Below are 24,660 nucleotides of genomic sequence, written 5' to 3' on the forward strand. Positions count from 1 at the left end.
ATCAAATCTTTTGAAGAGAGGGGAAAGCACATATCAAAATTGATCTGGTATAATCTGTACTGATTTCCTAATCAGCGATATCGCTAGCTCTGCCAATTTGCGGCAATCACAGTTTGCACATTCGAAAAAGCTTCGCTGCTACGATCAATCGTATCTGCAATCACATCTCCGACGCCGAACACTGACATGGCATCGACCAAGGCCTGAACATTTGCCCCGTCCAGTGATGCACCAGAACCGAGTTCAATGTTGTTGACCCGGTGGCTGCCCGTTCCGTCAAACCAATCTGAAACAGTCAAATTGTCCTGACTACCCAACAATTGGATAACCAAGTCATCACCATCCTTTAGGAACCAAAGGTCATCTGTATCTAGCCCATCCGTGATTTGAATGTGGTCGCTGCTTTCAGCATCGAGAATAACATCCGCTTGATCCCCTGTGCCGAACACAAAGGTATCAGCCCCGTCTCCCCCCTCAAGCACATCATCTCCGGCTCCACCTCGCAGAAGGTCATCCCCGCCCGAGCCAACCAAAGTGTCAGCTAAGCCTCCTCCGGAGAGCACATCGTTCCCTGAACTCCCTTCTTCCGTCAAACTACCACTGATAGCATCACTCGTGACCCATCTGACCGGTACCGCATCACCGTCACCGGTAACAAGAGTCACCTCGCCAATCGTCCTTCCTTTGTCAGACAGCGAAGCACTCGGAATCAACGATGCACTGGCGTCGATCACATACTCGGACGTGTATAGAATTTCGCCATTCTGCTTGTAAACAACGGCGCCTGTTTCCAGCCGTTCAACACTCAGAATATCTCCATATTCATACGTACCGATTACAAGCGCAGGGAATCCATAACCGTTGCTAGGATCATACGCAGCAATCTGATTATTAATTCTAGTCACATAAATACTATATTCCGGTACTCCATGCGCCATATCGAACGCTGACTCAGAGGTCGAAAAACCTATAGTCACAGGTTCGTCAATTACTTCAAAACTCAAAGCGCCCGCGCCGCTGAAACTCTCCAACGCAAAGACACTTTTCCAATCAGAATCCTTCGACGTCTTCGTCAGACCACCTGACACAATACCAACCGACACATCCATCACCGCCGTCTGGCTCAGGCCATATTCATCGGTCACCCGATAGCTAAAGCTGTCATTGCCAACATAACCGTCATTCGCTGTGAAGCTGTAGGTACCATCGGCATTAACCGTCACCACACCATTCGCAGGGCCATCAACCAATTCGAAGCTCAGTCCGTCACCATCGACATCAACACCATTAAGCTGATGTTCAATCGTGCCGGCTTCAGACAGCACAATGCGACCACTTTCAACTGTCGGGCCATGATTGTCTGCATCAACCGTGTAAGTCTCATCTGCAAAGACAAGTTCTTCAACACCGCTGACAATATCAGCTCCATCATCACCATCAGACGCATTGAGGTCCCGAACCGTCAGAGAGCCGTCGCCATTGTCCTCAATCGCATAGTCGTTGCGATTGCCTGAGAAGACCGCCTGATCATGCCCCTCTCCACCAACGAGGGTGTCATTTCCTGCATTGCCTTGCAGAAGGTCGTCTCCGCCGGAGCCTGTTAAAACGTCAGAGAGCTCTCCGCCCGAGATCACATCATTCCCCGACGCTCCCTCTTTACCCTCAAAAGAGTCACTCGGAGCCCAATTGACTGGCTGCGCATTGCCAGCATCATCCACAAAAGTTACATCGCCGATCACAGCTCCCTGATTAGCTAAGTACGCATTCACGGTTAATGGCTTGCTGACGTCGGAGATATATTCAGAGGTGTAAAGGATCTCGCCATTTTGCTTGTAAACCACGGCCCCGGATTCTAACCGTTCAACAGTGAGAACATCCCCTAGTTCAAACGTGCCTACGATACGGTCTGGAACGCCTTGCTGGCTGCTTTCATCAACAGCGCCAAGCTGATTGTCAATTCGAACTCTGAAACCATAATTAAACATGTCATTGGTTATTTCGGAGTCCGAAAAACCTATCATTACAGGCGTAGTCGTTACGACAAACGATAAAGCACCCGCTCCGACGAAACTCTGCGATGAAGTTACAGTTTCCCAGTCACTGCCTTCAGACGTCTTCGTCAAACCGACACCAACCGACACATCCATCACCGCCGTCTGGCTCAAGCCATGTTCATCGGTCACCCGATAGCTAAAGCTGTCATTGCCAACATAACCGTCATTCGCTGTGAAGCTGTAGGTACCATCGGCATTAACCGTCACCACACCATTCGCAGGACCATCAACCAATTCGAAGCTCAGTTCGTCACCATCGACATCAACACCATTAAGCTGATGTTCAATCGTGCCGGCTTCAGACAGCACAATGCGACCACTTTCAACTGTCGGGCCATGATTGTCTGCATCAACCGTGTAAGTCTCATCCGCAAAGACAAGTTCTTCAACACCGCTGACAATATCAGCTCCATCATCACCATCAGACGCATTGAGGTCCCGAACCGTCAGAGAACCGTCGCCATTGTCCTCAATCGCATAGTCTTTGCGATTGCCTGAGAAGACCGCCTGATCATGCCCTTCACCACCGGCAAGCGTATCATCGCCCTCACCACCGGTAAGGACGTCATCTCCTGCCTTGCCCGAAATCACATCATTTAGCGTACTGCCTTCCAGAACGTCATGACCTGATGTGCCATCAATGTCAGCACCATGGTCGACAAGATACAAACCCGTCGCATCTGCTCCGTCATACGCAAATGGTTCCTGACCAAAGTTGTACTCGACGGCAAAATCACCGCTGGTGACAGCGAAGTCGTATTCTCCCGATGGGATATCATCAAAGACAATCCCCTGATCAACACCATTCAGGAACCAGCGCAGACTTCCGGTATCGGCGTCATATAACAGACCAATCTTGTCTCCATCGGAGAAAGCAGCATTCTCACCAATAACGCTGATACCATCTGAACCACCGCTATATTGATGCAACGCCAATGCACTCCCACCTCCTGCTTCCGTCGTGAGATTGAGAGCATATTCATCCTCGTAATAACCGATCAGATGCGGGTGATCCCGGCCAACACGTCCACTAAGATCCCGACCTGCAGCTATAATGCCAAGGCGCAACGTCCAGGAATCCGTCGCGGACGCGCTCGTAACCGGCGTCACCTCGAAATACGATTTCCCGGTTGTCAGCAGACTGATCGAACTCGAGATTGATTGGAAGGTATTCGGATAATCGTGATCTGTACGAAGTCCATCTGCGTCGACAACATTGCTGCTATGGACATTTGACGTATCAATCGTCGCGAAAGTGAACTGCGAGTGATCCGGTCCGACCTGTACCGACATCACACCTTCACGGCTCAGACCATGTTCATCGGTTACGCGATAGCTAAAGCTGTCTTCGCCAATATAACCATCATTGGCCGTGAAGCTGTAACTGCCATCCGCATTGATCGTCACACTGCCATTAGCAGGACCATCGACAAGCTCGAAGCTTAGCGCGTCACCATCAACGTCAACCCCGTGCAGCTTGTGCGCGACCGTACCAGCTTCGGAAAGCACGATACGACCACCGTAAATATCAGGGCGGTTGTCCACCTCGATCGAAGCAACCGCGGAGGATGTCCCTCCTTGGCCATCGCTGATCTCATACGTAAAGCTATCAGTACCGCTAAAACCTTCTGGTGCGGTATAGCTGAAACTGCCATCCGCATTGACTTCGACCGTAACGCCCTGTGCTGTGACGTAGGACGATGATGTCACAGTTATGGAGTCACCATCAACATCACTGTCGTTTGCCAAAAGATTGAAAATGTGCGTGCTGTCGGCCTCAATAACAAAGCTGTCATTCTCTGCAACCGGCGCATCGTTGACCGACGCAACATCAATGGTTACAATGCCGCTATCTTCGAACTCTCCATCCGACGCCACAAAGCTAATTTCGACGTTATCACCATGGAAATTAGCTGCTGGCACAAATGTCCAGCTGCCATCGCCGTTATCCATAATTGCGCCAAATTGCGGATCGACCGAAACCGACGTAATGCTTAACGGGTCACCATCGACATCACTACTATTGCTCAGGAGATCTTGGGCGGTGAATATCCGGCTGGTATCTTCGTCAATCGACCCAAAATCGATATCGCCAACGACGGGCGCATCATTAGTCCCCTGAACTGTGACATCAAATGTGGACTGCGATACGCCACCATGACCATCACTGATGGTATAAGTGAAGCTTTCAACCACAATTTGCCCTGCCGAAAGCGCCTGTACCGCGGCACTGGCGTTATCAATTTGGTACACGTAGGTGCCATCGGAGTTCAACAGAAGGCTGCCATATGTTCCGACGATCGCCTGCCCGATAAGCTGCGCTTCGCCGTTGACCGAAATAACCTGCAGTGTATCGCCATCGGCATCCGTGTCATTATCAAGAACATTGCCTGTCACCGGATCTGTCGTGAGATCTTCGGTGACAATCGTGATATCAGCCACAGCAGCGGGAGCATCATTACGCCCTTCAATCGTTACAGTCGCTGACGCCCCGACAGACACACTGCCATCCGAAACCCCATAGTCGACATCGATGGTAACGCTCTCACCCTCGGCAAGATCGTTAAACTGTTCGGGATCCAGCACAAACGCACCTGTCTGCGGGTCGATGGAATAATCCAGCGCACGACCGTCAGATACCGTTACAACGGCATTCTCAACACTCAGTACGTCACCATCCACATCTGTCGCATTTGAAAGGAGATCGACCGTAAAAGTCGCTTGGTCTTCTTCACCACCACCAACAACATTACCATTAATTACCGGCGCATCATTTGTACCAGTCAGCGTGATATCTACAGTTGTCGTCGTCACCCCACCATGGCCGTCATCAATGCTGACCTCAAAACTCTCGACCACCGTTTCGCCTTCTGCAAGACTATCCAGCGCGCCGTCAGAAACGACATAGTTCCATTCGATGATGCCGGTATTACCGCCTGTCGAGTCCTGGACAAGCGTTGCTGTCAGAGCGCCCCTGTGACCAGAAGGCGACGCAACCGACACAGTGTGATCGTCACTCAGATCAAGATCAGAAAATTCGATGGTACCTTCGGCTGTATGCTCGGTAGCTCCCTCGCCAGCATCACCCTCGGCAATTTCGCTGATGAAGGCGCCGGACGACGACGCCGAAATCTCGGGCGCATCATTGGTCCCGGTCAGTGTAATATCGACGGTTGTCGTCGTCACACCACCATGACCGTCATCAATGCTGACCTCAAAACTTTCTATCAGCGTTTCACCTTCGGCAAGTTGCTCCAGCGCACCATCAGAAACGCTATAGTTCCATTCAACAACACCTGTATTACCGCCCGTCGCACCTTGCGCAGGTGTTGCGGTCAGAACACCCTTGTGACCAGAAGGCCCCGTAACCGAGACAGTGTGACCGTCACTCAGATCAAGATCAGAAAATTCGACGGTACCATCTGCGGTGTGCTCAGTCGTTCCCTCACCAGCATCGCCATCGGCAATTTCGCTGATTACTGCACCGGGCGATGATACCACGATCTCGGGCGCATCATTTTTACCCGTTATGGTTACGGTGACTTCTTTGGAGACCTCTCCCCCTTCGCCGTCGGTAAGGACCATCACATAGGTTTCTGTGATGCTTTCTCCGACGCCTAAATACTCAATCGCAGCGTCATTTACGTAATACTGCCAAAGTGCAGTTCCACTTCCATCACCATTTGCTGGATCTAAAACGAAAGCCGTAAATGTTCCCAAAGATGAAGTTGGCTCTACAACCGAAATGCTGTGGGAGTGCTCTATGACTGTATCAGAAAATGAAATCCCCCCATAAGCCCCGTGAGTGTTTTGCGCTTCTCCTGAAGCTCCATCTGCCAATTCGTTAATCGTTCCAACATCTACACCAGCGCCCCAAACCGCCGTCGCATCCCCGGCGCCAGTTAACGTGATATCGACAGTTGTCGTCGTAACCCCACCATGGCCGTCATCAATACTGACTTCAAAGCTTTCGACCAGGGTTTCGCCTTCAGCAAGGCCATCCAGTGCCCCGTCAGAAACGACATAGTTCCACTCAATGACACCGGTACCATTGGCGGCCAGCGTTGCCGTCAAAACGCCCCTGTGACCAGAAGGCGACGCAACCGACACAGTGTGATCGTCACTCAGATCAAGATCAGAAAATTCGACAGTACCATCTGCCGTATGCTCTGTCGTTCCCTCGCCCGCGTCACCATCGGCAAGTTCGCTGATTACAGCACCGGGCGATGACACCGAAATTTCAGGCGCATCATTTTTACCCGTTATGGTGACGCTGACCTCTTTGGAAACCTCCGCACCATGATCATCGACAAGAACCATCACATAGGTTTCTGTGATGCTTTCTCCGGCCCCCAAATATTCAATTGCGGCGTCATGGACGAAATACTGCCAAAGTGCTGTCCCACTTCCATCACCATTTGCCGGGTCTAAAACAAAAGCCGTGAATGTTCCCAGAGACGAGGTCGGCTCAACAACTGAGATGCTATGAGAATGCTCTATAACCGTATCAGAGAATGAAATCACCCCAGCAGACGCATGAGTATTTTGCGCTTCCCCAGGAGCACCGTCTGCCAGTTCGTTAATCGTCCCGGCATCTGCACCAGCCCCCCAAACCGCCGCTGCTGCAACATTTTCATTCTGTTGTTCAACCATAACTGTCCCCGTTGATGCCCTGTAAATTGTCTGATGAAAGAGGAAACGCCCTAGATGGGAATCGCTTCCTATCTGAATTTAATGATGAATATTAAGGTGAAGGTTGCGAATCATGTCACGTTTTAAAACTTTAAAACACGTTAAAGTTTAGCGAAAGATCATTTAAGAGCAAAAAAGGACGCATAGAATCGCCCAATTTCAACCGTTATGGGTCCAAATACAGACGCCTTGAAAATCAAATGCGCCTTCATCGCAAAACAGCCCCGCAACAACTGCTACGGGGCTGTTTGTATACGTCGCGGGTCTTTAATTGCGTTAATTTGATGCTCAACTCATCTTTCTCTGAGCGCTTCATCCCCGTATTTCATTACGGGGGACAGCAAAAACTCGATAATCCGACGCTTGCCAGTCTTCACTTCTACCGACGCCGTCATTCCGGGCGTCAGCTTGACCATCCGGCCATCGGCAAAGATTTCCGAAGTATCAAGGGTTGCACGCACCTCATAGACCAACCCCAGGTCTTCATCCTGAATGGCATCACGCGAGATGCTTTTAACCTTGCCGTCGATTTTGCCGTAGCGGGTGAAGGGGAAGCTGTCGATCTTGATCACCGCATCCTGCTGTGTACTGACAAACCCGGCATCCTTGTTTTGCACCTTGGCGACGGCTTCAAGCTCCACATCATCGGGCACAACCACCATTAGACTTTCCGCCGGCGAGACAACGCCGCGTATAGTGTGCACCGCCAATTGCTGGATAGTACCGCTGACCGGGGCGCGCAATTGATGGCGCTCTTCGCGGCTTTCGGCCTTACGCAGAGTAATGACCGCCGTTTCAAACTTATTACGGGCATCAAGCAGTTCTTCAAGTGTTTGTTGTTTGGTTTGCGCGATCAGGTTTTCACGGTCTTTCTCTGCCGCTGTGATGGAAGCATCAGCTTCTTCAAGCCGGTTGCGGTAGATCTCAAGATTGCTTGTGGTTTCAATCAGTTGTTGTTTGACTTCCAGCCAAACCGGCTTGGTGCTAATACCGTCAGAGACGAGGCTCGAAAGCGATCCTTCGCGCTCCACCAGAAGCGGAAGAAGCTCCCGACTTTTGGCAATTTCGGCATTGATCGACGCACGCTCTGCCCGAAGTTTTGCAGCCTCGGCATCCTTCGCCGCCAGCTTGGCAAAAAAGGCTGACAAGTCACTGCGAAGCTTCTGCTCTGCCGTTTGAAGAATTTCGTCATTTAAAGTCGCGTGGCGCGACAGTGCTGCAACAGTGCTTTCATCCATGCCATTAAGAAAAGCCCGAAGACGTGCTATATCAAGGGCAGCAGCATCCCGTTCGTGCAAAAGCTGGCCTTTGTCGGCCTCACTCTCCGTCGGATCGAGTTCGATTAGCAGGTCTCCTGCAGTGACATGCTGACCATCCCGAACATGGATCGCACGCACGATCCCGATTTCTAGCGGTTGGATCTGCTTGACGCCCCCCGTTGGCATCAGACGCCCCTGTGCGACCGCCACAACATCGACCTGCCCGATAACGGCCCAGCCAATAGCAATCGTAAAGAACCCGGCGAGCGACAAGGCCACAGTGCGACCAAGGGGGTTGGCCGGCGTTTCCATAATTTCAATCGCGGCAGGCAGAAATTCACGTTCCTCTGCCGAGCGGGTTGCTTTCGACTGCTTCGAATTCGGGTCTAGGCGTGGAAAACGTTCGAAGAGCTCCCTGAAGGCCGCACTGCCCGCATCCTTGGCACGCACATAGAACTCTTCAAGATTATTGCGCAGCGACATTGTTTACCGTCCCTGCCTGCAATTGATAAAGCTTGGAATAGCGCCCGCCGTTACGAAGGAGCTCCTCATGGGTGCCATCTTCGATGACCTGTCCGGCCTCAACCGTGATGATCCGATCGGCATCGCGCACGGCAGCTAACCGGTGGGCAATAATAAGAACTGTGCGGCCTTTGCAGATCCGGCGCATGTTCTCCTGAATGATTTTTTCGGATTCATAATCGAGTGCGCTGGTCGCTTCGTCAAAGATCAGAATGCGCGGGTTATTGACCAACGCCCGCGCAATTGCCACACGCTGGCGTTGCCCTCCCGACAGGTTTGATCCGCGCTCGCCGATTTTGGTGTCGTAGCCATCCGAAAGCGAGAGGATGAATTCATGGGCACCCGCAAGTTTGGCGGCTTCGATAACGCGCTCCATCGGCATGCCGGGATCAGCAAGGGCGATGTTTTCACGCAAGGACCGGTTAAACAGGATGTTTTCCTGTAAAACCACCCCGACCTGGCGCCTAAGCCAAGCAGTATCCACCATTGAAAGATCAATACCATCAATCAGGACCCGACCACTTTCGGGCACATACATGCGCTGTACCAATTTGGTCAGGGTACTTTTGCCCGATCCACTTGGACCGACGATACCAACCACCTCGCCTGCATTGATGCTAAGATCAACCCTGCGCAGAATTTCCGGCCCATCGGGGCGATACCGGAAAGTCACCAGATCAAACTTGATATCCCCCTTGATGTCATTGAGCGTGGATCGATTTGGGTTATAGGTTGGTTCGGTTGGCGAATTCAGGATATCGCCCAGACGATCAATCGAAATACGGGCCTGCTGGAAATCATTCCACAATTGCGCCAGTCTCAGGATCGGGCCGGTCACGCGTCCCGCCAGCATGTTAAACGCCACCAGTTGTCCAACTGTCATATCGCCACCGACAACAGCCGTGGCCCCAAAATACAATGTCAGTACCGTGGTGATCTTGGAAATCAGTTGGGTCAATTGTCCAGCAACGTTGCCCAAGTTGGCCGTTTTAAAACTTGAATGCACGTAACCGGCAAGCTGCTCTTCCCAGCGGCGTTGCATCTGAGGCTCGACCGCAAGTGCCTTCAGTGTTTCAACACCGGTAACACTTTCAACCAGAAACGCCTGATTTTCCGCCCCACGCTGGAACTTGTCATCCAAACGCTTGCGCAAGACCGGGGTGACGACAAAGGCCAGAATGACGAAAAACGGGATGGAGCCCAACACAATCATCGTCAGAAGCGGGCTGAAATGCCACATCACCGCGAAGAACACGATGGTGAAAAACAGATCAATCACAAGGGTCAGGGCAGAACCAGTGATGAAGTTTCGAATGCTTTCAAGTTCTCGCACGCGCGCAACACTTTGCCCAACTTGACGCGCCTGAAAATAGCCCATCGGCAGCGACAGCAAATGGCGGAACAGCCGCGCACCGAGTTCAACATCCACCCGGTTGGTGGTATGCGAGAAGATATAGGTTCGAAGAGTGCCAAGCAGCACCTCAAACACCGAAACAACAAGCAACCCGAAGACCAGCACATCCAGCGTCGTCAAACCGCGATGGACAAGAACCTTGTCAATCACCACCTGGAAAAACAGCGGGGAGATCAGTGCAAAGAGCTGCAGAAAGAAGGATGCAATCAGGACCTCAATGAAGATGCGGCGGTACTTCGAAAGAGCCGCGACGAACCATGAAATATCAAACTTTCCGCCCTGACCAAGGATCGCAGCACGGCGCGTTGCCAGCAACAACCGCCCGGACCATTTGTCTTCAAAGTCGGCCTTGTCAACAGCAACCGCACGCCCGGCAATCGGGTCCTGTACCAAGACCTTCCCTTGCTCGACATCAATCTTGGCAACAATAACAAAGCTGCCGTTTTTGATTTCGGCAATCGCGGGCAGGTTTGTTTTGGCAAGTCGTTCCCAACCCGATTGAACAATCCGGGATTTCAGCTTCAGCCGCTTGGCCGCCAGTTGTAAATCCTCGATCACGAAAAGCGCGCCGGGTTTGCCGAACTGATGACGGATCTGCTCGGCATCCGCAGGCAAATTAAAAAAGCGCAAAATTGTGACCAGCGCCAGCAAACCACTATCCTTGGTTTTCTGCTCTTCTTGCTGGTTATTCTCGATTGCTTCCTGCAAAAGATTTCCCCAAAGTTCGCACGCAAGCCCCCACTTCCGTATACTAATGACTATTAATCACAGAATTAGAGCTTGTCGCAAATGGAGATTGATGAAGCTGATATGCTCGCAGACCTAGAAAGCAGCTAGAAAGCTCTATCAACAATGATGGTGAGCAGGGCACTTTGAGTGCACCCTGCTCATACAAGATTTCGTTAACTGCTTTGCCAGTTTGCAGCAATCACAGCCTGAGCATTCTGGAACTCGGTGCTGTTGTGATCAATGCTATCCACTGCCACATCATTGATGCCGAAGACAGACATGGCATCAACAAGGTTCTGAACGTTCGTTGCCTGCAACGTACTGCCCGCAATTTCAATCTCGCCGACTTTCTGCGCAGCCGGACTATACCAATTTGCAACTGTCAGGTTATCCTGCGAACCAAGCAACTGTATTACCAAGTCATCACCTTGCTGAAACAGCCATACATCTTCGGCTAGCACGTCAGGTTGAAGCAAAATCTGATCAGCGGCATCTGCATCCGTAATAGTGTCATGATCGAAACCACGACCAAAAACAAATGTGTCTGCACCACTGCCACCAGATATCAAATCATTTCCTGCCCCGCCATCCAGCACATCATCTCCCGAATTGCCAACAAGAGCATCCGATAATGCACTTCCGGTGATAACGTCGTTACCTACACCACCTACCTCCGGTTTGTAGTCCCGATACTGTGCCGGATCGAGTGTTTCACCCGTAACACCACTATCGACATGGATCTTGTAAAGCTCGGCATGACTCGAACTGATCGGGTTGCTGAAATAGATATACACACCCCCATCATCGGCGTGCTCAAGCTTCACATAGGTTTCCTGACCATCAACAAGCTCGCCAAAGTCGACAACACCATTCACCGGATTGCCTGACGCATCATAGCGCTGACCGTAAACCTGATAGGGACTTGAAGCGTTGCCTTCCCGGCTGTTGAACACCGTGAAATAGCCGCCATCTACAAGGGCAATGACGTCACCAGACACCACATTGCCGCCATCCGGATCAAGGGTCGCAAGATCAACTCGCGTAAGTTCCGTTACCACATTGTCTGAGCCAAACTCATACACAACGAGGCTACGGCCACTCACAACCGCAACCCGGCCATCCGCCAAAAGCGTCGGCTTCGCACCAAGGCCAAAATACATTGGATCTGTCGTGTCATTCGTACCGACAAAGTCCCGAATGACAAAGGTTGTGCCCAGCGGATACCCCGCAGAGGAAAACACTTGCCCAACGGTCTCGTTAGCGCCGTTCTTCATCATCATGAGCAAACGGCCATCGGGTAACTCAAGCCCGGTGGCCATGGTATCATTGCCACCAGCAAGACCACTCAGATCAAACAGCTCGCCAACTTCATTGCCCGACGCATCATAGCGCTGACCAAAGGTATCCTCGCCTATGGTTTCGCCGTTAACCTGGCGGCTCATGACAAGAACAAAGCCGCCGTCCTGAAGTGCTATGATATCTGCGTCAGAGATGTTGACACCGGCTTCCTGCAGACTGACATCTGTCAGACGGTTTCCTGTCGCATTGAAGAGCTGGAACTTTACTGTGCTTTCGGGAGCATCCGAATAGGTGATGATATAATTGCCATTCGCAAGACCGGTGATATTGATGCCTGTCGTATTCAGTGAAACCGTGATCGTCTGGCGGCTACCTGTCGGCGCGCCCGATGCATCATAGCGTTGACGATAGATCCGATAGGCTCCGTCATACCAGGTGACAACCTGACTGCCGTCAGAAAGCTGCGCAACATCCCATTCGACACGTCCATCCGCTTCACCTTCAACGACATAGCCCGGTGACAGCTTCGTCGGGTCATCAAGAGTCGCTCGCACATCAACTGTAACAGTCGCCGAACTGTTACCCCCCAAACCATCATAAACAACGTAACTGAACTTAGCAGGACCGTAATAATCCGCGTCTGGCGTGAACGTCACACTGCCATCCACATTCAACGACACCGTCCCATGCTCACCGCTCTGCACGGAGGCAATTGCATATCCGTCAACATTCTCACCGTCATTGGCAAGCAATTCACTCGCCGCGATGATCACTGAACGGTTCGCAACCGTCGAAATATCGTCCGCCGATGCGACCGCATATTCCCGATATTGTGCGGGATCAAGCGTTTCACCGGTGACACCACTATCAACATGGATTTTATAAAATTCCAGCGAGTTCGTAGAACGATAATTGCTGAAATAGATATACACACCACCATCTTCGGCATGTGCCAGTTTCAGGTAGGATTCCCGACCATCTGTAAGCTGATAGTACCCTGTAACCAGTTCACCAAAATCGACAACACCGTGAACGGGGTTCTCCGATGCATCATAGCGCTGGCCATAAACATGATGGTAACTCGCTTCCCCGGCTTCACGGCTGTTGAACACCGCAAAGTAACCACCATCGGCAAGCGCAATCACGTCGCCTGACACGATATTCCAGCCATCCGGGCCCAGCGTTTCAAGGTTAACACGGCTGGTTTCATTGACACTGTTATCCGATCCGATCGAATAAACAACAAGCTCACGCCCACTCACAATCGCAATACTGCCATCTGCAAGAAGTGCTGGCTTGGCACCAAGCCCCATATACATCGGGTCACTCGTATCCGTCGTTCCGACAAAATCGCGAACAACAAATGATGTCCCCAAAGGATGACCACCAGATGAAAACAGTTGGCCAACCGTCTCGTTCGAACCATTCATCATCAGCAACAGCAAACGGCCATCGGCAAGCTCTATTCCCGTTGCCATCCGGTCGTTCCCAGCGGAAAATCCACTGAGATCAAACATATCCCCGACAACATTCCCGGATGCGTTATAACGCTGACCAAAAGTATCCTGACCGTCTGTCTGACCATCACTCTCTCGGCTCATCACCAGGATAAAGCCGCCATCCTGAAGCGCTATGATATCGGGATTCGTATTATCACCCCATTCATCTATAAGCTTGACTTCTTTCAGAAGGGTGCCCGTCGAATTGAATAACTGAACACGAACCGCATCATTAGAAGAGGAAATATGTGAGTAGGTGATGGCATAATTGCCATTCGCCAGCCCGGTAATGTTGGCATCAATTGCATTAACGCCTTCGGACTTCACAAGCGGTCCCAGCGGCTCACCCGAGGCATCATAACGTTGATGCTCGATATAAACGCCACTCTGACGGATCACAACATGGCTGCCATCCGCAAGCTGGGTAACATCAAAACCATTTTTCCTCGGCCCATAACCAATAAATGTTGGCTGATCCAAAGTCGCACGCACATCCATCGTAACGGTTGCCGTACTGCTGTGGCCATCCGCATCCGTTGCCGTATAGCTGAACACTGCCGGACCGTAATAATCGGCTTCTGGCGTGAAAACGACATTCCCGTCAGCATCCAACGACACCGTCCCATGCTCGCCACTCTGCACCGAGGAGATCGAATATCCCTCGCCACCATTCTCACCATCATTGGAAAGAAGCTCACTCGCCGCGATGATCACCGAACGGTTCGCAACCGTCGAAATATCGTCCGCCGATGCAATCGCATATTCCCGGTATTGTGCCGGATCAAGCGTTTCACCGGTAACACTGCTATCAACATGGATTTTATAAAATTCCAGCGAGTTCGTAGAACGATAATTGCTGAAATAGATATACACACCACCATCTTCGGCATGTTCCAGTTTCAGGTAGGATTCCCGACCATCTGTAAGCTGATAGTACCCTGTAACCAGTTCACCAAAATCGACAACACCGTGAACGGGGTTCCCCGATGCATCATAGCGCTGGCCATAAACATGATGGTAACTCGCTTCCCCGGCTTCACGGCTGTTGAACACCGCAAAGTAACCACCATCGGCAAGCGCAATCACGTCGCCTGACACGATATTCCAGCCATCCGGGCCCAGCGTCTCAAGGTTAACACGGCTGGTTTCATTGACACTGTTATCCGATCCGATCGAATAAACAACAAGCTCGCGCCCACTCACAATCGCAATACTGCCATCTGCAAGAAGTGCTGGCTTGGCACCAAGCCCCATATACATCGGGTCACTCGTATCCGTCGTTCCGACAAAATCGCGAACAACAAATGATGTCCCCAAAGGATGACCACCAGATGAAAACAGTTGGCCAACCGTCTCGTTCGAACCATTCATCATCAGCAACAGCAAACGGCCATCGGCAAGCTCTATTCCCGTTGCCATCCGGTCGTTCCCAGCGGAAAATCCACTGAGATCAAACATATCTCCGACAACATTCCCAGATGCATCATGGCGCAGGCCGAACGTATCCTGACCATCCGTGTGACCGTCAATCTCTCGGCTCATAACCAGGATAAAGCCGCCATCCTGAAGCGCTATGATATCAGGGTTCGTGCTATCAACCCCTTCCCCTATCCCGAAATAGGCCTCGTTTTCTTCTACAAACTTGACTTCTTTCAGTAGGGTACCCGTCGAATTGAATACCTGAACACGGACCGCATCGTTCACATGGATAGGATGCGAATAGGTAATGACGTAATTGCCATTCGCCAGACCGGTAATGTTGGCATCAATTGCATTAACGCCTTCGGACTTCACAAGCGGTCCCAGCGGCTCACCCGAGGCATCATAACGTTGATGCTCGATATAAACGCCACTCTGACGGATCACAACATGGCTGCCATCCGCAAGCTGGGTAACATCAAAACCATTTTTCCTCGGCCCATAACCAATAAATGTTGGCTGATCCAAAGTCGCACGCACATCCATCGTAACGGTTGCCGTACTGCTGTGGCCATCCGCATCCGTTGCCGTATAGCTGAACACTGCCGGACCGTAATAATCCGCTTCTGGCGTGAACGTCACACTGCCATCCACATTCAACGACACCGTCCCATGCTCACCGCTCTGTACCGAGGTGATCGAATATCCCTCACCACCATTCTCACCATCATTGGCTAGCAGCTCACTCGCCGCGATGATCACCGAACGGTTCGCAACCGTCGAAATATCGTCCGCCGATGCGACCGCATATTCCCGATATTGTGCGGGATCAAGCGTTTCACCGGTGACACCACTATCGACATGAATCTTGTAAAGCTTTGATGTGTTCACGCTGTACGGATTACTGAAGTACACATAGGCCCCGCCATCATCGGCATGTTCAAGCTTGACATAGGTTTCCTGCCCATCAACCAGTTCACCAAAATCGACAACACCGTGAACGGGGTTCCCCGATGCATCATAGCGCTGGCCATAAACATGATGGTAACTCGCTTCCCCGGCTTCACGGCTGTTGAACACCGCAAAGTAACCACCATCGGCAAGCGCAATCACGTCGCCTGACACGATATTCCAGCCATCCGGGCCCAGCGTTTCAAGGTTAACACGGCTGGTTTCATTGACACTGTTATCCGATCCGATCGAATAAACAACAAGCTCACGCCCACTCACAATCGCAATACTGCCATCTGCAAGAAGTGCTGGCTTGGCACCAAGCCCCATATACATCGGGTCACTCGTATCCGTCGTTCCGACAAAATCGCGAACAACAAATGATGTCCCCAAAGGATGACCACCAGATGAAAACAGTTGGCCAACCGTCTCGTTCGAACCATTCATCATCAGCAACAGCAAACGGCCATCGGCAAGCTCTATTCCCGTTGCCATCCGGTCGTTCCCAGCGGAAAATCCACTGAGATCAAACATATCCCCGACAACATTCCCAGATGCATCATGGCGCAGGCCGAACGTATCCTGACCATCCGTGTGACCGTCAATCTCTCGGCTCATCACCAGGATAAAGCCGCCGTCCTGAAGCGCTATGATATCAGGGTTCGTGCTATCAACCCCTTCCCCTATCCCGAAATAGGCCTCGTTTTCTTCTACAAACTTGACTTCTTTCAGTAGGGTACCCGCAGAATTGAATACCTGAAACCGGACCGCATCGTTCACATGGATAGGATGCGAATAGGTAATGACGTAATTGCCATTCGCCAGACCGGTAATGTTGGCATCAATTGCATTAATGCCTTCGGACTTCACAAGTGGTCCCAGCGGCTCACCCGAGGCATCATAACGTTGATGATGATAGTAGACACCGCTCTGACGGATCACAACATGAGTGCCATCCGCAAGCTGGGTAACATCCCATTCATCTTTCTTCTGGCTATAGCCAATAAATGTAGGATCATCGAGGGTTGCACGTACATCCACGGTGACAGTAGCCGTGCTGCTGTTGCCATCCGCATCTATTGCCGTATAGCTGAACACTGCCGGACCATAATGATCTTCATCCGGCGTGAACACGACATTTCCATCGGCATCCAACGACACCGCCCCATGCTCACCATCCTGCACCGAGGCAATCGTATAATCCGCGCCACCATTCTCGCTATCATTGGCTAGCAATTCACTCGCCGCAATGATCACTGAACGGTTCGCAATCGTTGAAATCTCGTCCTGCATTCAAGCCCCCTAGCATCGCCATCTCGACACGCTACAGCGTCAAAACATCCATTCACAACTGCACTCTGCAATTACCACTCGTTAAAAGAGCATAAGTTGTGAAACAACGAACGCGCAAGCGAAACTTTGGTTACTCAACGAAGAATTGTAGACATCAAATAAGTTAGTGAAAGCAGCGGCATAACCCCGAATTATGACAACTCTGCAATCGATGCGTTGAGCTCATTGCGTGCGGGGGAGAAAAGGAGCGATCGAGCATTTTGTATCTGCGACTTACCCGAATCGATGAACAATGTTTCAATTCAAATATAAAATTAACCTTCAAAGAAAGAGGCGGACGATGTCCGGGAAAGCTGAAGCGCGCATCAGCGGTGCAGTCAAATCAGAATCAGCAGACCGCGCTCGTCTGAGTACATCAGCCAAAACCGGATTTCCCGCAATCCGGGAAGTCCCGACGAACCCGGGGCTTCGGCATCCTCGCCAACGGAGCGCAGATCGGCAGCCTTCCCAGCAGACGGCCTTCGGCCTCACGAGGTGCTCCGGTCACTTTCGGCAATGGCGGCACTTCCCGGCAACCACCGAGGTCCAGACAAACTCCGGGCGCACGGGCCCCACCTTTAGACCGTTGACGGGCCATAGCTCAATGCTGCCCCCCTCCTGCCATTCCTGCCGCTCCCGGCAAATTTGACGCTCCCTCTTCAACAAGACGCACCTCTCCCGTCATGGCAAATGATCGGGTTAGTCCCCCGGTCCTAATCCTCGGGCAGAACGCCGCCATAATGGCTCCGCCATCCGCTGCCCCATAGCCTGTGGGGCACCCCGCCGCCCTGCCCCGTGTCTGTTCCGCGTCTTTGCAACTGCATCCTGATCACATCCTTGATCCGGCCCCGAACGCAAAAACCCGCAGAGCCTACAAGGCTTTGCGGGTTTCGGTCCGGGTGCATTTCTCCCGTTGATTTTTCTCTTATGCCACAAACAAAAGAACAAATCAAGAATTTTTACGAAAAATATGGTAGGCATTTTAGGGGAAATGTGTCCCACGACGTTAAAAATCGCGGGACACAATCAACAATTAACCGTTGAATATCAATAAGTTAATTGGATGGATGGTAGGCCCGGAGGGACTTGAACCCCCAACCAGACCGTTATGAGCGGTCGGCTCTAACCAATTGAGCTACGGGCCCCCAAGGGGAATGGAAAAGACCGCGCCAATTGTTTGGCGCGGTCCCGAAAACTAGCGATTTTCGGGCCAAGGTCAAGCCCGAACGTCGCAAGATTTTTTAATAATCGAGGAAAGAACGCAATTTGCGCGAGCGCGACGGATGCTTGAGCTTGCGCAGCGCCTTTGCCTCGATCTGACGGATACGTTCGCGGGTCACGGAGAACTGCTGCCCAACCTCTTCGAGGGTATGGTCGGTGTTCATCCCGATCCCGAAACGCATACGCAGAACACGTTCTTCACGCGGTGTAAGCGATGCCAGAACGCGCGTGGTGGTTTCCCGCAGGTTGGCCTGGATCGCAGCATCAAGCGGCTGAACGGCGTTCTTGTCCTCGATGAAATCGCCAAGATGGCTGTCTTCCTCGTCCCCGATCGGGGTTTCGAGCGAGATTGGCTCCTTGGCAATTTTCAGAACCTTGCGAACCTTTTCAAGCGGCATCTGCAGTTTTTCTGCCAGCTCTTCCGGGGTCGGCTCCCGACCGATTTCATGCAACATCTGGCGCGAGGTACGGACCAGCTTGTTGATGGTTTCGATCATGTGAACCGGAATACGGATCGTACGGGCCTGATCGGCGATGGAACGCGTGATCGCCTGACGGATCCACCAGGTCGCATAGGTCGAGAATTTGTAACCACGGCGGTATTCAAACTTGTCCACCGCCTTCATCAGGCCGATATTGCCTTCCTGAATAAGGTCAAGGAACTGAAGACCGCGGTTGGTGTATTTCTTGGCAATGGAAATCACGAGACGCAGGTTGGCCTCGATCATTTCCTTTTTCGCACGTGCTGCTTCGCGTTCGCCCTTGTTGACGACGCCGTAAACACGGCGGAATTCACCAATCGGCAAACCGACTTCGGCCGAAACACCGCCAACCTGTTCACGCAGCTGCGCGATTTCATCCGGGTAGCGTTCGATGAAAGCCTTCCAGCCCTTGCCCGGCAATTCGCTGACGCGTTCCATCCAGTTCGGGTCAAGTTCATGGCCCTGATACTGCTTGACGAAATCGGGACGCTTGATCTTGCAACGGTCGGCAAAACGCAGAAGCTTGCCTTCAAGGCCGAGCAAACGGTTGTTCAGGCCGGTCAGGTGATCAAGCAGCTCCTCGATCCGGAAGTTGTTCAGATGAACATCTTCCATCAGGTCAACCATCTCGCCCTTCAGCTTGGCATAACGTTTTTCGGTCGCCGCCGGAACGCTTTCGCCCTTGTTCATCGCGACAAGGCGCTGTTCCTGTGCCTTGTGCAATTTCTCATAGGTTTTGGCGATCAGTTCGAACTTCTCAAGAACCTGCTCGGTCAGTTCCTCTTCCATTTTGGAAAGTGAAACGTTGACCTGTTCGTTCTCGTCATCGTCCTCATCGTCGCCATCACCTTCGCCTTCAGAACCCTCGGAATCTTCGTCCGACTCTTCTTCGTCGTCGTCCTCTTCTTCCTCGTCGCTGGCGGGCGCACCGGTCGGTTCTGGCGTTTCGGTTTCGGCTTCTTCGTCTTCGTCGGCATCGGTTTCGACGGCGGCTGCCTCGAAATCATCGCCTTCGGTTTCTTCGGCTTCGTCACCTTCTGCGGCTGCGATTTCCGCATCAGGACCACCACCATAAGTGGTTTCCAGATCGATCACATCGCGAAGCAGAAGATTGCCAGCCTGAAGCTGATCATGCCAGTTGACGATCGCACGAATGGTCAGCGGGGATTCGCAAATCCCGCCAATCATCATGTCACGGCCAGCCTCGATACGTTTGGCAATGGCAATTTCGCCCTCGCGCGACAGCAGCTCGACGCTGCCCATTTCACGCAGATACATACGGACCGGATCATCGGTACGGCCAACATCATCTTCAGAGATATTGCCGCTCGGATCCGAGTCTTTCTCGTCATCGTCGTCCGAGTCGTCCCCATCTTCACCATCGATAACATTGATGCCCATCTCGTTGAGATTGCTCATCACGTCTTCGATCTGTTCGGAGGAAAAATGCTCCGACGGCAAGGCAGCGTTCAATTCATCGACCGAGATGTGGCCTTTCTCTTTGCCCTTGGCAATGAGCTTCTTGATGGCCGCTTTATATGTATCGAGAAGAGGTCCGTCTGCGGTTTCAGAAGAGTTCTTTTTCTCTTCAGCGTTCGAAGTCTTAGACGACATCTATTCCCCGTTTCCCGCTGGGTACAGTTCGTACCGTTGTTGTCCCAAGCACTGTTTTGCTCAGCGCAAATCACAAATAGCCCGAACGCCGATCCCGCATACAAACCGCATGCATCGATCAGTCGTCGAGCTTAAACACTTTTTCCCGGCGCCGGGCCAGATCGTCGCGTCTATGCGAAAATCTTTCCCATTCTTCCTCGCTGATATCTGCTGCCAACTGTCGGACGGCGTATTTTGCCTCTTCGTCCTCCAGGGAGCTTACAGCCATGGAAAAAACCTGTTCCCAACCCGCACGAGCCCGTTCGAGCGGCGTTTCGGGCCTGGCGAAAGCGGCGTGCGCCAAAATGTCCGCACCAACCACCCGCAATACTGTCTCTGACAGCCCGTCGCGCTCCAAATGGGCCTTGATTGTTTCGGAATCAAGTCCGGGATCACCGTCAAGCAGCTTTAAGACGGCACGACGAAGATTGTCAAGGTCGGAGTCTGCACAAGTGTAGATTCCAAGCCGCTCGCCAACATCCTCATGCAGGTGGGGATGGTTTATCAACGTTACCAGCAAAATACAGTCCTGTACGACACGACGTTTTTGCATGGGTGGACGCGACATCCCCGGAACGGCTTTACCTGCCGGTTCCCAGAAATAGTCTTTTTTTCCGCCTTTGCCACCCCGGCTGAATTTTTTGTTCTGGTATCCGCCGCCTGGCGCAGGCCGTGATCCCCCGCCTTTTGCACGATCACCCTTGAATAATTGCCAGATGCGATCGCGGAACATCGACTGATATTGCGATCTGACCGCGTCATCTCCGATTGCCGAAATGCGTTTCTGAATGTCGGCCTCAAGGGCCGCACGGCGTTCGGGTGTATCGGTTGCCCGCCCGGCGACATCCATGCGCCATACCAGTTCTGCCAGCGGCACGGCGCTATCGAGTATCTTGCGAAAACTGGCAAATCCGTTTGTTCCCGCCATCAGGCTATCGGGGTCTTCGCCCTCTGGCAGGATCGAAAACAGTAATGATTTGCCCGGACGCAGGATGGGAAGGGCACGCTCGGCGGCACGCACCGCCGCGCGCTTGCCCGCCGCATCACCGTCAAGACACAGGATCGGCTCGTTGGTCATTTTCCAAAGCTCGCCGATCTGCTCTTCGGTTACCGCTGTCCCCAACGGGGCCACTGCCCCGCGAAAACCGGCCCGATGCAGGGCGATCACATCCATGTAACCCTCGGTCACGATGATCGGTGCATCCTGCTGGCTGGCTTCACGGGCCTGCGGCAAGCCATAAAGAAGCCGGCCCTTGTGGAACAAAGGTGTATCAGGGCTATTCAGATACTTTGGCTTGGTATCGCCCATGACACGCCCGCCAAAGGCAACAACCCTACCCCTTCGATCAAGGATCGGAAACATCACGCGACCACGGAACCGGTCATAGGTCTGGCGTCCCTGATCTTCGGGCTCGATCAGAAGCCCGGCTTCAATCATCAGCGGCTCGTCAAATTCTTCGCGTTTTAACGCTGCCTTCAGCGCACCACGATTATCGGGTGCAAAGCCCAGTCGGAATTCGGCAATCGTTTTATCGTCAAGACCGCGACGACGAAAATATTCAAGCCCTTCGCGACCTTCGGGCATATGAAGCACGCGTTCATAAAATACGCAGGCCGCTTCCATCACTTCGTAAAGTGTTTTGGCCTTTTTTTCACGTTCCTGGGCTTCACGGGATGGCTTGGGCACATCCATGCCGACCTGATTGGCCAGCACCTCGACCGCCTCGACAAAGGTCAGGCCGCGGGTATTCATCACAAAACTGATCACGTCGCCATGCGCGCCACAGCCAAAGCAGTGATAAAAGCCCTTCTGCTCGTTGACCGTGAAAGACGGGGATTTTTCGGAATGGAACGGACACAGACCAGAATATTCCCGACCGCGTTTGATCAGCTTCACCGACGTACCGACAATATCCGCCAGTCCGACGCGTGCCCGCAGATCGTCAAGAAACGACTGGGGAAAGCTCATGATTGTCCCGATCCCGTGATCATGTTGATACCAAATCCCATCCTACCCTTTTATTGTTCCATTGCCTGGAATCCGGGCTTAGGGACGACGAAAGCCGGACGATTTTACACGCCCGGCTTCCATAAAAAATAGCTATTCTCGAAATCAACCGAGAAGTTTTTTCGCAACACCGCCGGCTTTGCCGAAATCCATGCAGCTGGCATATTTTTCGCGAAGGGCCGCCATCGTCCGGCCCATATCCTTAAGGCATGTCGCGCCAAGGTCGGTAACCACGCCTTTGACAGCCGCCTCGATTTCTTCATCGGACATCTGTTTGGGCAGGAACCGTTCAATCACACCGATCTCGGCAGCTTCCTGTGCCGCAAGTTCGGGGCGATTGCCCTTGGTGTACATTTCGATGCTTTCGCGACGCTGTTTAACCATCGCCTGCAGCAGGGTCAGGATTTCCTCGTCGGAAATACCGTCCGTATTCCCCTCGCCGCGTGCCGCAATATCGCGTTCCTTGAGTGCTGCCAGAATGAGGCGCACGGTTGTCACGGATACGGCATCCTTTTCGAGGACGGCCTTTTTCAAAGCGTCTGTAAGCTGCGATCGCAGCATGGCTTATCTCTGATTCTGTGGAAGAAAGGAGCGAACATACCCCAAAAGCGCCATCTAGGCAAAGAAAACCTTTCCACTCAACTTATTGATTTTAAAAGAAAAATAAAAGTTTGGATGCATCCTTGACAGGGCGACACGACTCCCGTAGACATCCGCCAATTTGCCTGCCGGGATGAGGTTTTAACCCGCTTTCAGCATATTGTACCAACGTCTTTTGACGTTACGGTCGTTCATGCTGGGGATACCTTGTCATGTCCGCATGCCCGATATGCAGGGGAATTTGGCCGTTTTTCTCGGCCTGCTCGTAATTATTATATATAAAGACTCCGTGTCTCACCGTGGAAAGATCGAAAGGACATTCGCCAATGTCAGCGCCCACGCACACCCCGCCTCCTGGAGCTTCTGCCGTTCTGGTACTTGCTGATGGTTCTGTTTACTGGGGACGAGGCGTCGGCGCCCGAGGAGAGGTGGTTGGTGAAGTCTGCTTCAACACCTCGATCACGGGCTACCAGGAAATCATGACCGACCCGTCCTATGCCGGGCAGATGATCACCTTTACTTTCCCCCATATCGGCAATGTCGGCACCAATGACGAGGATATCGAAAACGAAATCCCTGTCGCCCTTGGCTGCATCCTGCGCCAGGACATTACCGAGCCATCAAACTATCGCGCACAGGGTCATTTCAATGACTGGCTGGCAAAGCATGGCCGGATCGGCATTGCCGGTATTGATACCCGCCGCCTGACCAAACGCATCCGTAGCGAAGGCGCTCCGAACGGCGTGATCTGCCACAACCCGGATGGCAAGTTCGATATCGATGCCCTGATCGCCAAAGCCAATGAATGGCCGGGCCTGGAGGGCATGGACCTTGCCAAGGACAATAGCTGCACCGAGGGTTATGACTGGGATCAGACCCTTTGGACCCGCGAAGGCGGTTATGGCGAACTTGGCAATGCCAAACACCATGTTGTTGCCATCGATTACGGTGTGAAACGCAACATTCTGCGTAATCTTGCCGCGCTTGAATGCAAAGTATCGGTTGTTCCGGCAACGACGTCCGCCGAAGAAATCCTTGCGATGAACCCGGATGGGGTCTTCCTTTCGAACGGCCCTGGCGATCCGGCGGCGACCGGCGAATATGCGGTTCCGACCATTAAAAAACTGATCGCCAGCGGCAAACCGGTTTTCGGTATCTGCCTTGGTCATCAGATGATGGCGCTCGCCCTTGGTGCGAAAACCAAAAAGATGGATGTCGGTCATCGCGGCGCGAACCACCCGGTAAAGGATACCACAACCGGTGTCGTGGAAATCACCAGCCAGAACCACGGCTTTGTCGTCGACAAGGACAGCCTGCCCGACAATGTCGAAGCAACGCACTTCTCGCTGTTTGATGGATCCCTTGCCGGGCTTCGCCTGAAAGACAAACCGGTCTTTGCGGTTCAGTACCACCCCGAAGCGTCCCCGGGGCCGCATGATAGCCATTACCTGTTCAAACGTTTCGTTGGCCTGATCGAAGACGCGAAAGCCTGATAGCGCGACGACATCAGAGACAAGCGATTAACG

Annotated in this window: 8 protein-coding genes and 1 tRNA gene; 1 reads left to right on the forward strand and 8 read right to left on the reverse strand. The window is 52.4% G+C overall.

Features of this window, described 5'->3' with window-relative positions; translation table 11 throughout:
- Window positions 1-83 precede the first annotated feature (83 nt).
- The 8 genes from IT971_RS17330 to IT971_RS17365 all read right to left on the reverse strand — a co-directional run bounded on the left by IT971_RS17330 (window position 84) and on the right by IT971_RS17365 (window position 23,095).
- Window positions 84-6,707 (reverse strand): tandem-95 repeat protein, encoded by a 6,624-nt coding sequence (locus IT971_RS17330; RefSeq protein ID WP_065701682.1) that lies wholly within the window; start codon window positions 6,705-6,707, stop codon window positions 84-86.
- Between the two features lie 332 nt (window positions 6,708-7,039).
- On the reverse strand, window positions 7,040-8,488 hold the full coding sequence (locus IT971_RS17335) for an HlyD family type I secretion periplasmic adaptor subunit (RefSeq protein ID WP_063095380.1): 1,449 nt from the start codon (window positions 8,486-8,488) through the stop codon (window positions 7,040-7,042).
- A complete protein-coding gene (locus IT971_RS17340) occupies window positions 8,472-10,649 on the reverse strand; it encodes a type I secretion system permease/ATPase (RefSeq protein WP_269451299.1) in 2,178 nt (725 codons plus the stop codon). The genes IT971_RS17335 and IT971_RS17340 overlap by 17 nt, the downstream gene beginning before the upstream one ends.
- Before the next feature lie 194 nt (window positions 10,650-10,843).
- Window positions 10,844-17,131: a cadherin-like domain-containing protein gene (locus IT971_RS17345; protein WP_065701683.1), complete on the reverse strand. Its 6,288-nt coding sequence runs from the start codon at window positions 17,129-17,131 to the stop codon at window positions 10,844-10,846.
- Between the two features lie 1,107 nt (window positions 17,132-18,238).
- Window positions 18,239-18,315: transfer RNA gene (locus IT971_RS17350), tRNA-Ile, on the reverse strand.
- A 96-nt stretch (window positions 18,316-18,411) separates the two neighbouring features.
- Window positions 18,412-20,487 (reverse strand): RNA polymerase sigma factor RpoD, encoded by a 2,076-nt coding sequence (gene rpoD, locus IT971_RS17355; protein WP_063093130.1) that lies wholly within the window; start codon window positions 20,485-20,487, stop codon window positions 18,412-18,414.
- Window positions 20,488-20,605: 118 nt separating this feature from the next.
- Entirely contained in the window at window positions 20,606-22,495 is a 1,890-nt protein-coding gene (dnaG, locus tag IT971_RS17360) for a DNA primase (protein ID WP_063093131.1), read from the reverse strand.
- A 144-nt stretch (window positions 22,496-22,639) separates the two neighbouring features.
- Window positions 22,640-23,095, reverse strand: coding sequence for a GatB/YqeY domain-containing protein (locus tag IT971_RS17365; protein WP_062947972.1), 456 nt, complete (start codon window positions 23,093-23,095; stop codon window positions 22,640-22,642).
- Window positions 23,096-23,460: 365 nt separating this feature from the next.
- Here IT971_RS17365 and carA point away from each other — a divergent pair, with 365 nt between their 5' ends.
- The gene (gene carA, locus IT971_RS17370) at window positions 23,461-24,627 is read left to right on the forward strand and encodes a glutamine-hydrolyzing carbamoyl-phosphate synthase small subunit (RefSeq protein ID WP_062960795.1); all 1,167 of its coding nucleotides are present in this window, start codon (window positions 23,461-23,463) and stop codon (window positions 24,625-24,627) included.
- Window positions 24,628-24,660: the final 33 nt, after the last annotated feature.

It is taken from the genome of Thalassospira sp. B30-1, from assembly GCF_015767575.1.
In the GTDB taxonomy this organism is placed as follows: domain Bacteria; phylum Pseudomonadota; class Alphaproteobacteria; order Rhodospirillales; family Thalassospiraceae; genus Thalassospira; species Thalassospira xiamenensis.

Bases quoted from the DNA above. Each gene is read 5' to 3' on its own strand.
- IT971_RS17335 (WP_063095380.1), bottom strand. From the start codon at position 8,488: ATGTCGCTGCGCAATAATCTTGAAGAGTTCTATGTGCGTGCCAAGGAT.
- IT971_RS17365 (WP_062947972.1), bottom strand. From the start codon at position 23,095: ATGCTGCGATCGCAGCTTACAGACGCTTTGAAAAAGGCCGTCCTCGAA.
- dnaG (WP_063093131.1), bottom strand. From the start codon at position 22,495: ATGAGCTTTCCCCAGTCGTTTCTTGACGATCTGCGGGCACGCGTCGGA.
- IT971_RS17330 (WP_065701682.1), bottom strand. From the start codon at position 6,707: ATGGTTGAACAACAGAATGAAAATGTTGCAGCAGCGGCGGTTTGGGGG.
- carA (WP_062960795.1), top strand. From the start codon at position 23,461: ATGTCAGCGCCCACGCACACCCCGCCTCCTGGAGCTTCTGCCGTTCTG.
- rpoD (WP_063093130.1), bottom strand. From the start codon at position 20,487: ATGTCGTCTAAGACTTCGAACGCTGAAGAGAAAAAGAACTCTTCTGAA.
- IT971_RS17345 (WP_065701683.1), bottom strand. From the start codon at position 17,131: ATGCAGGACGAGATTTCAACGATTGCGAACCGTTCAGTGATCATTGCG.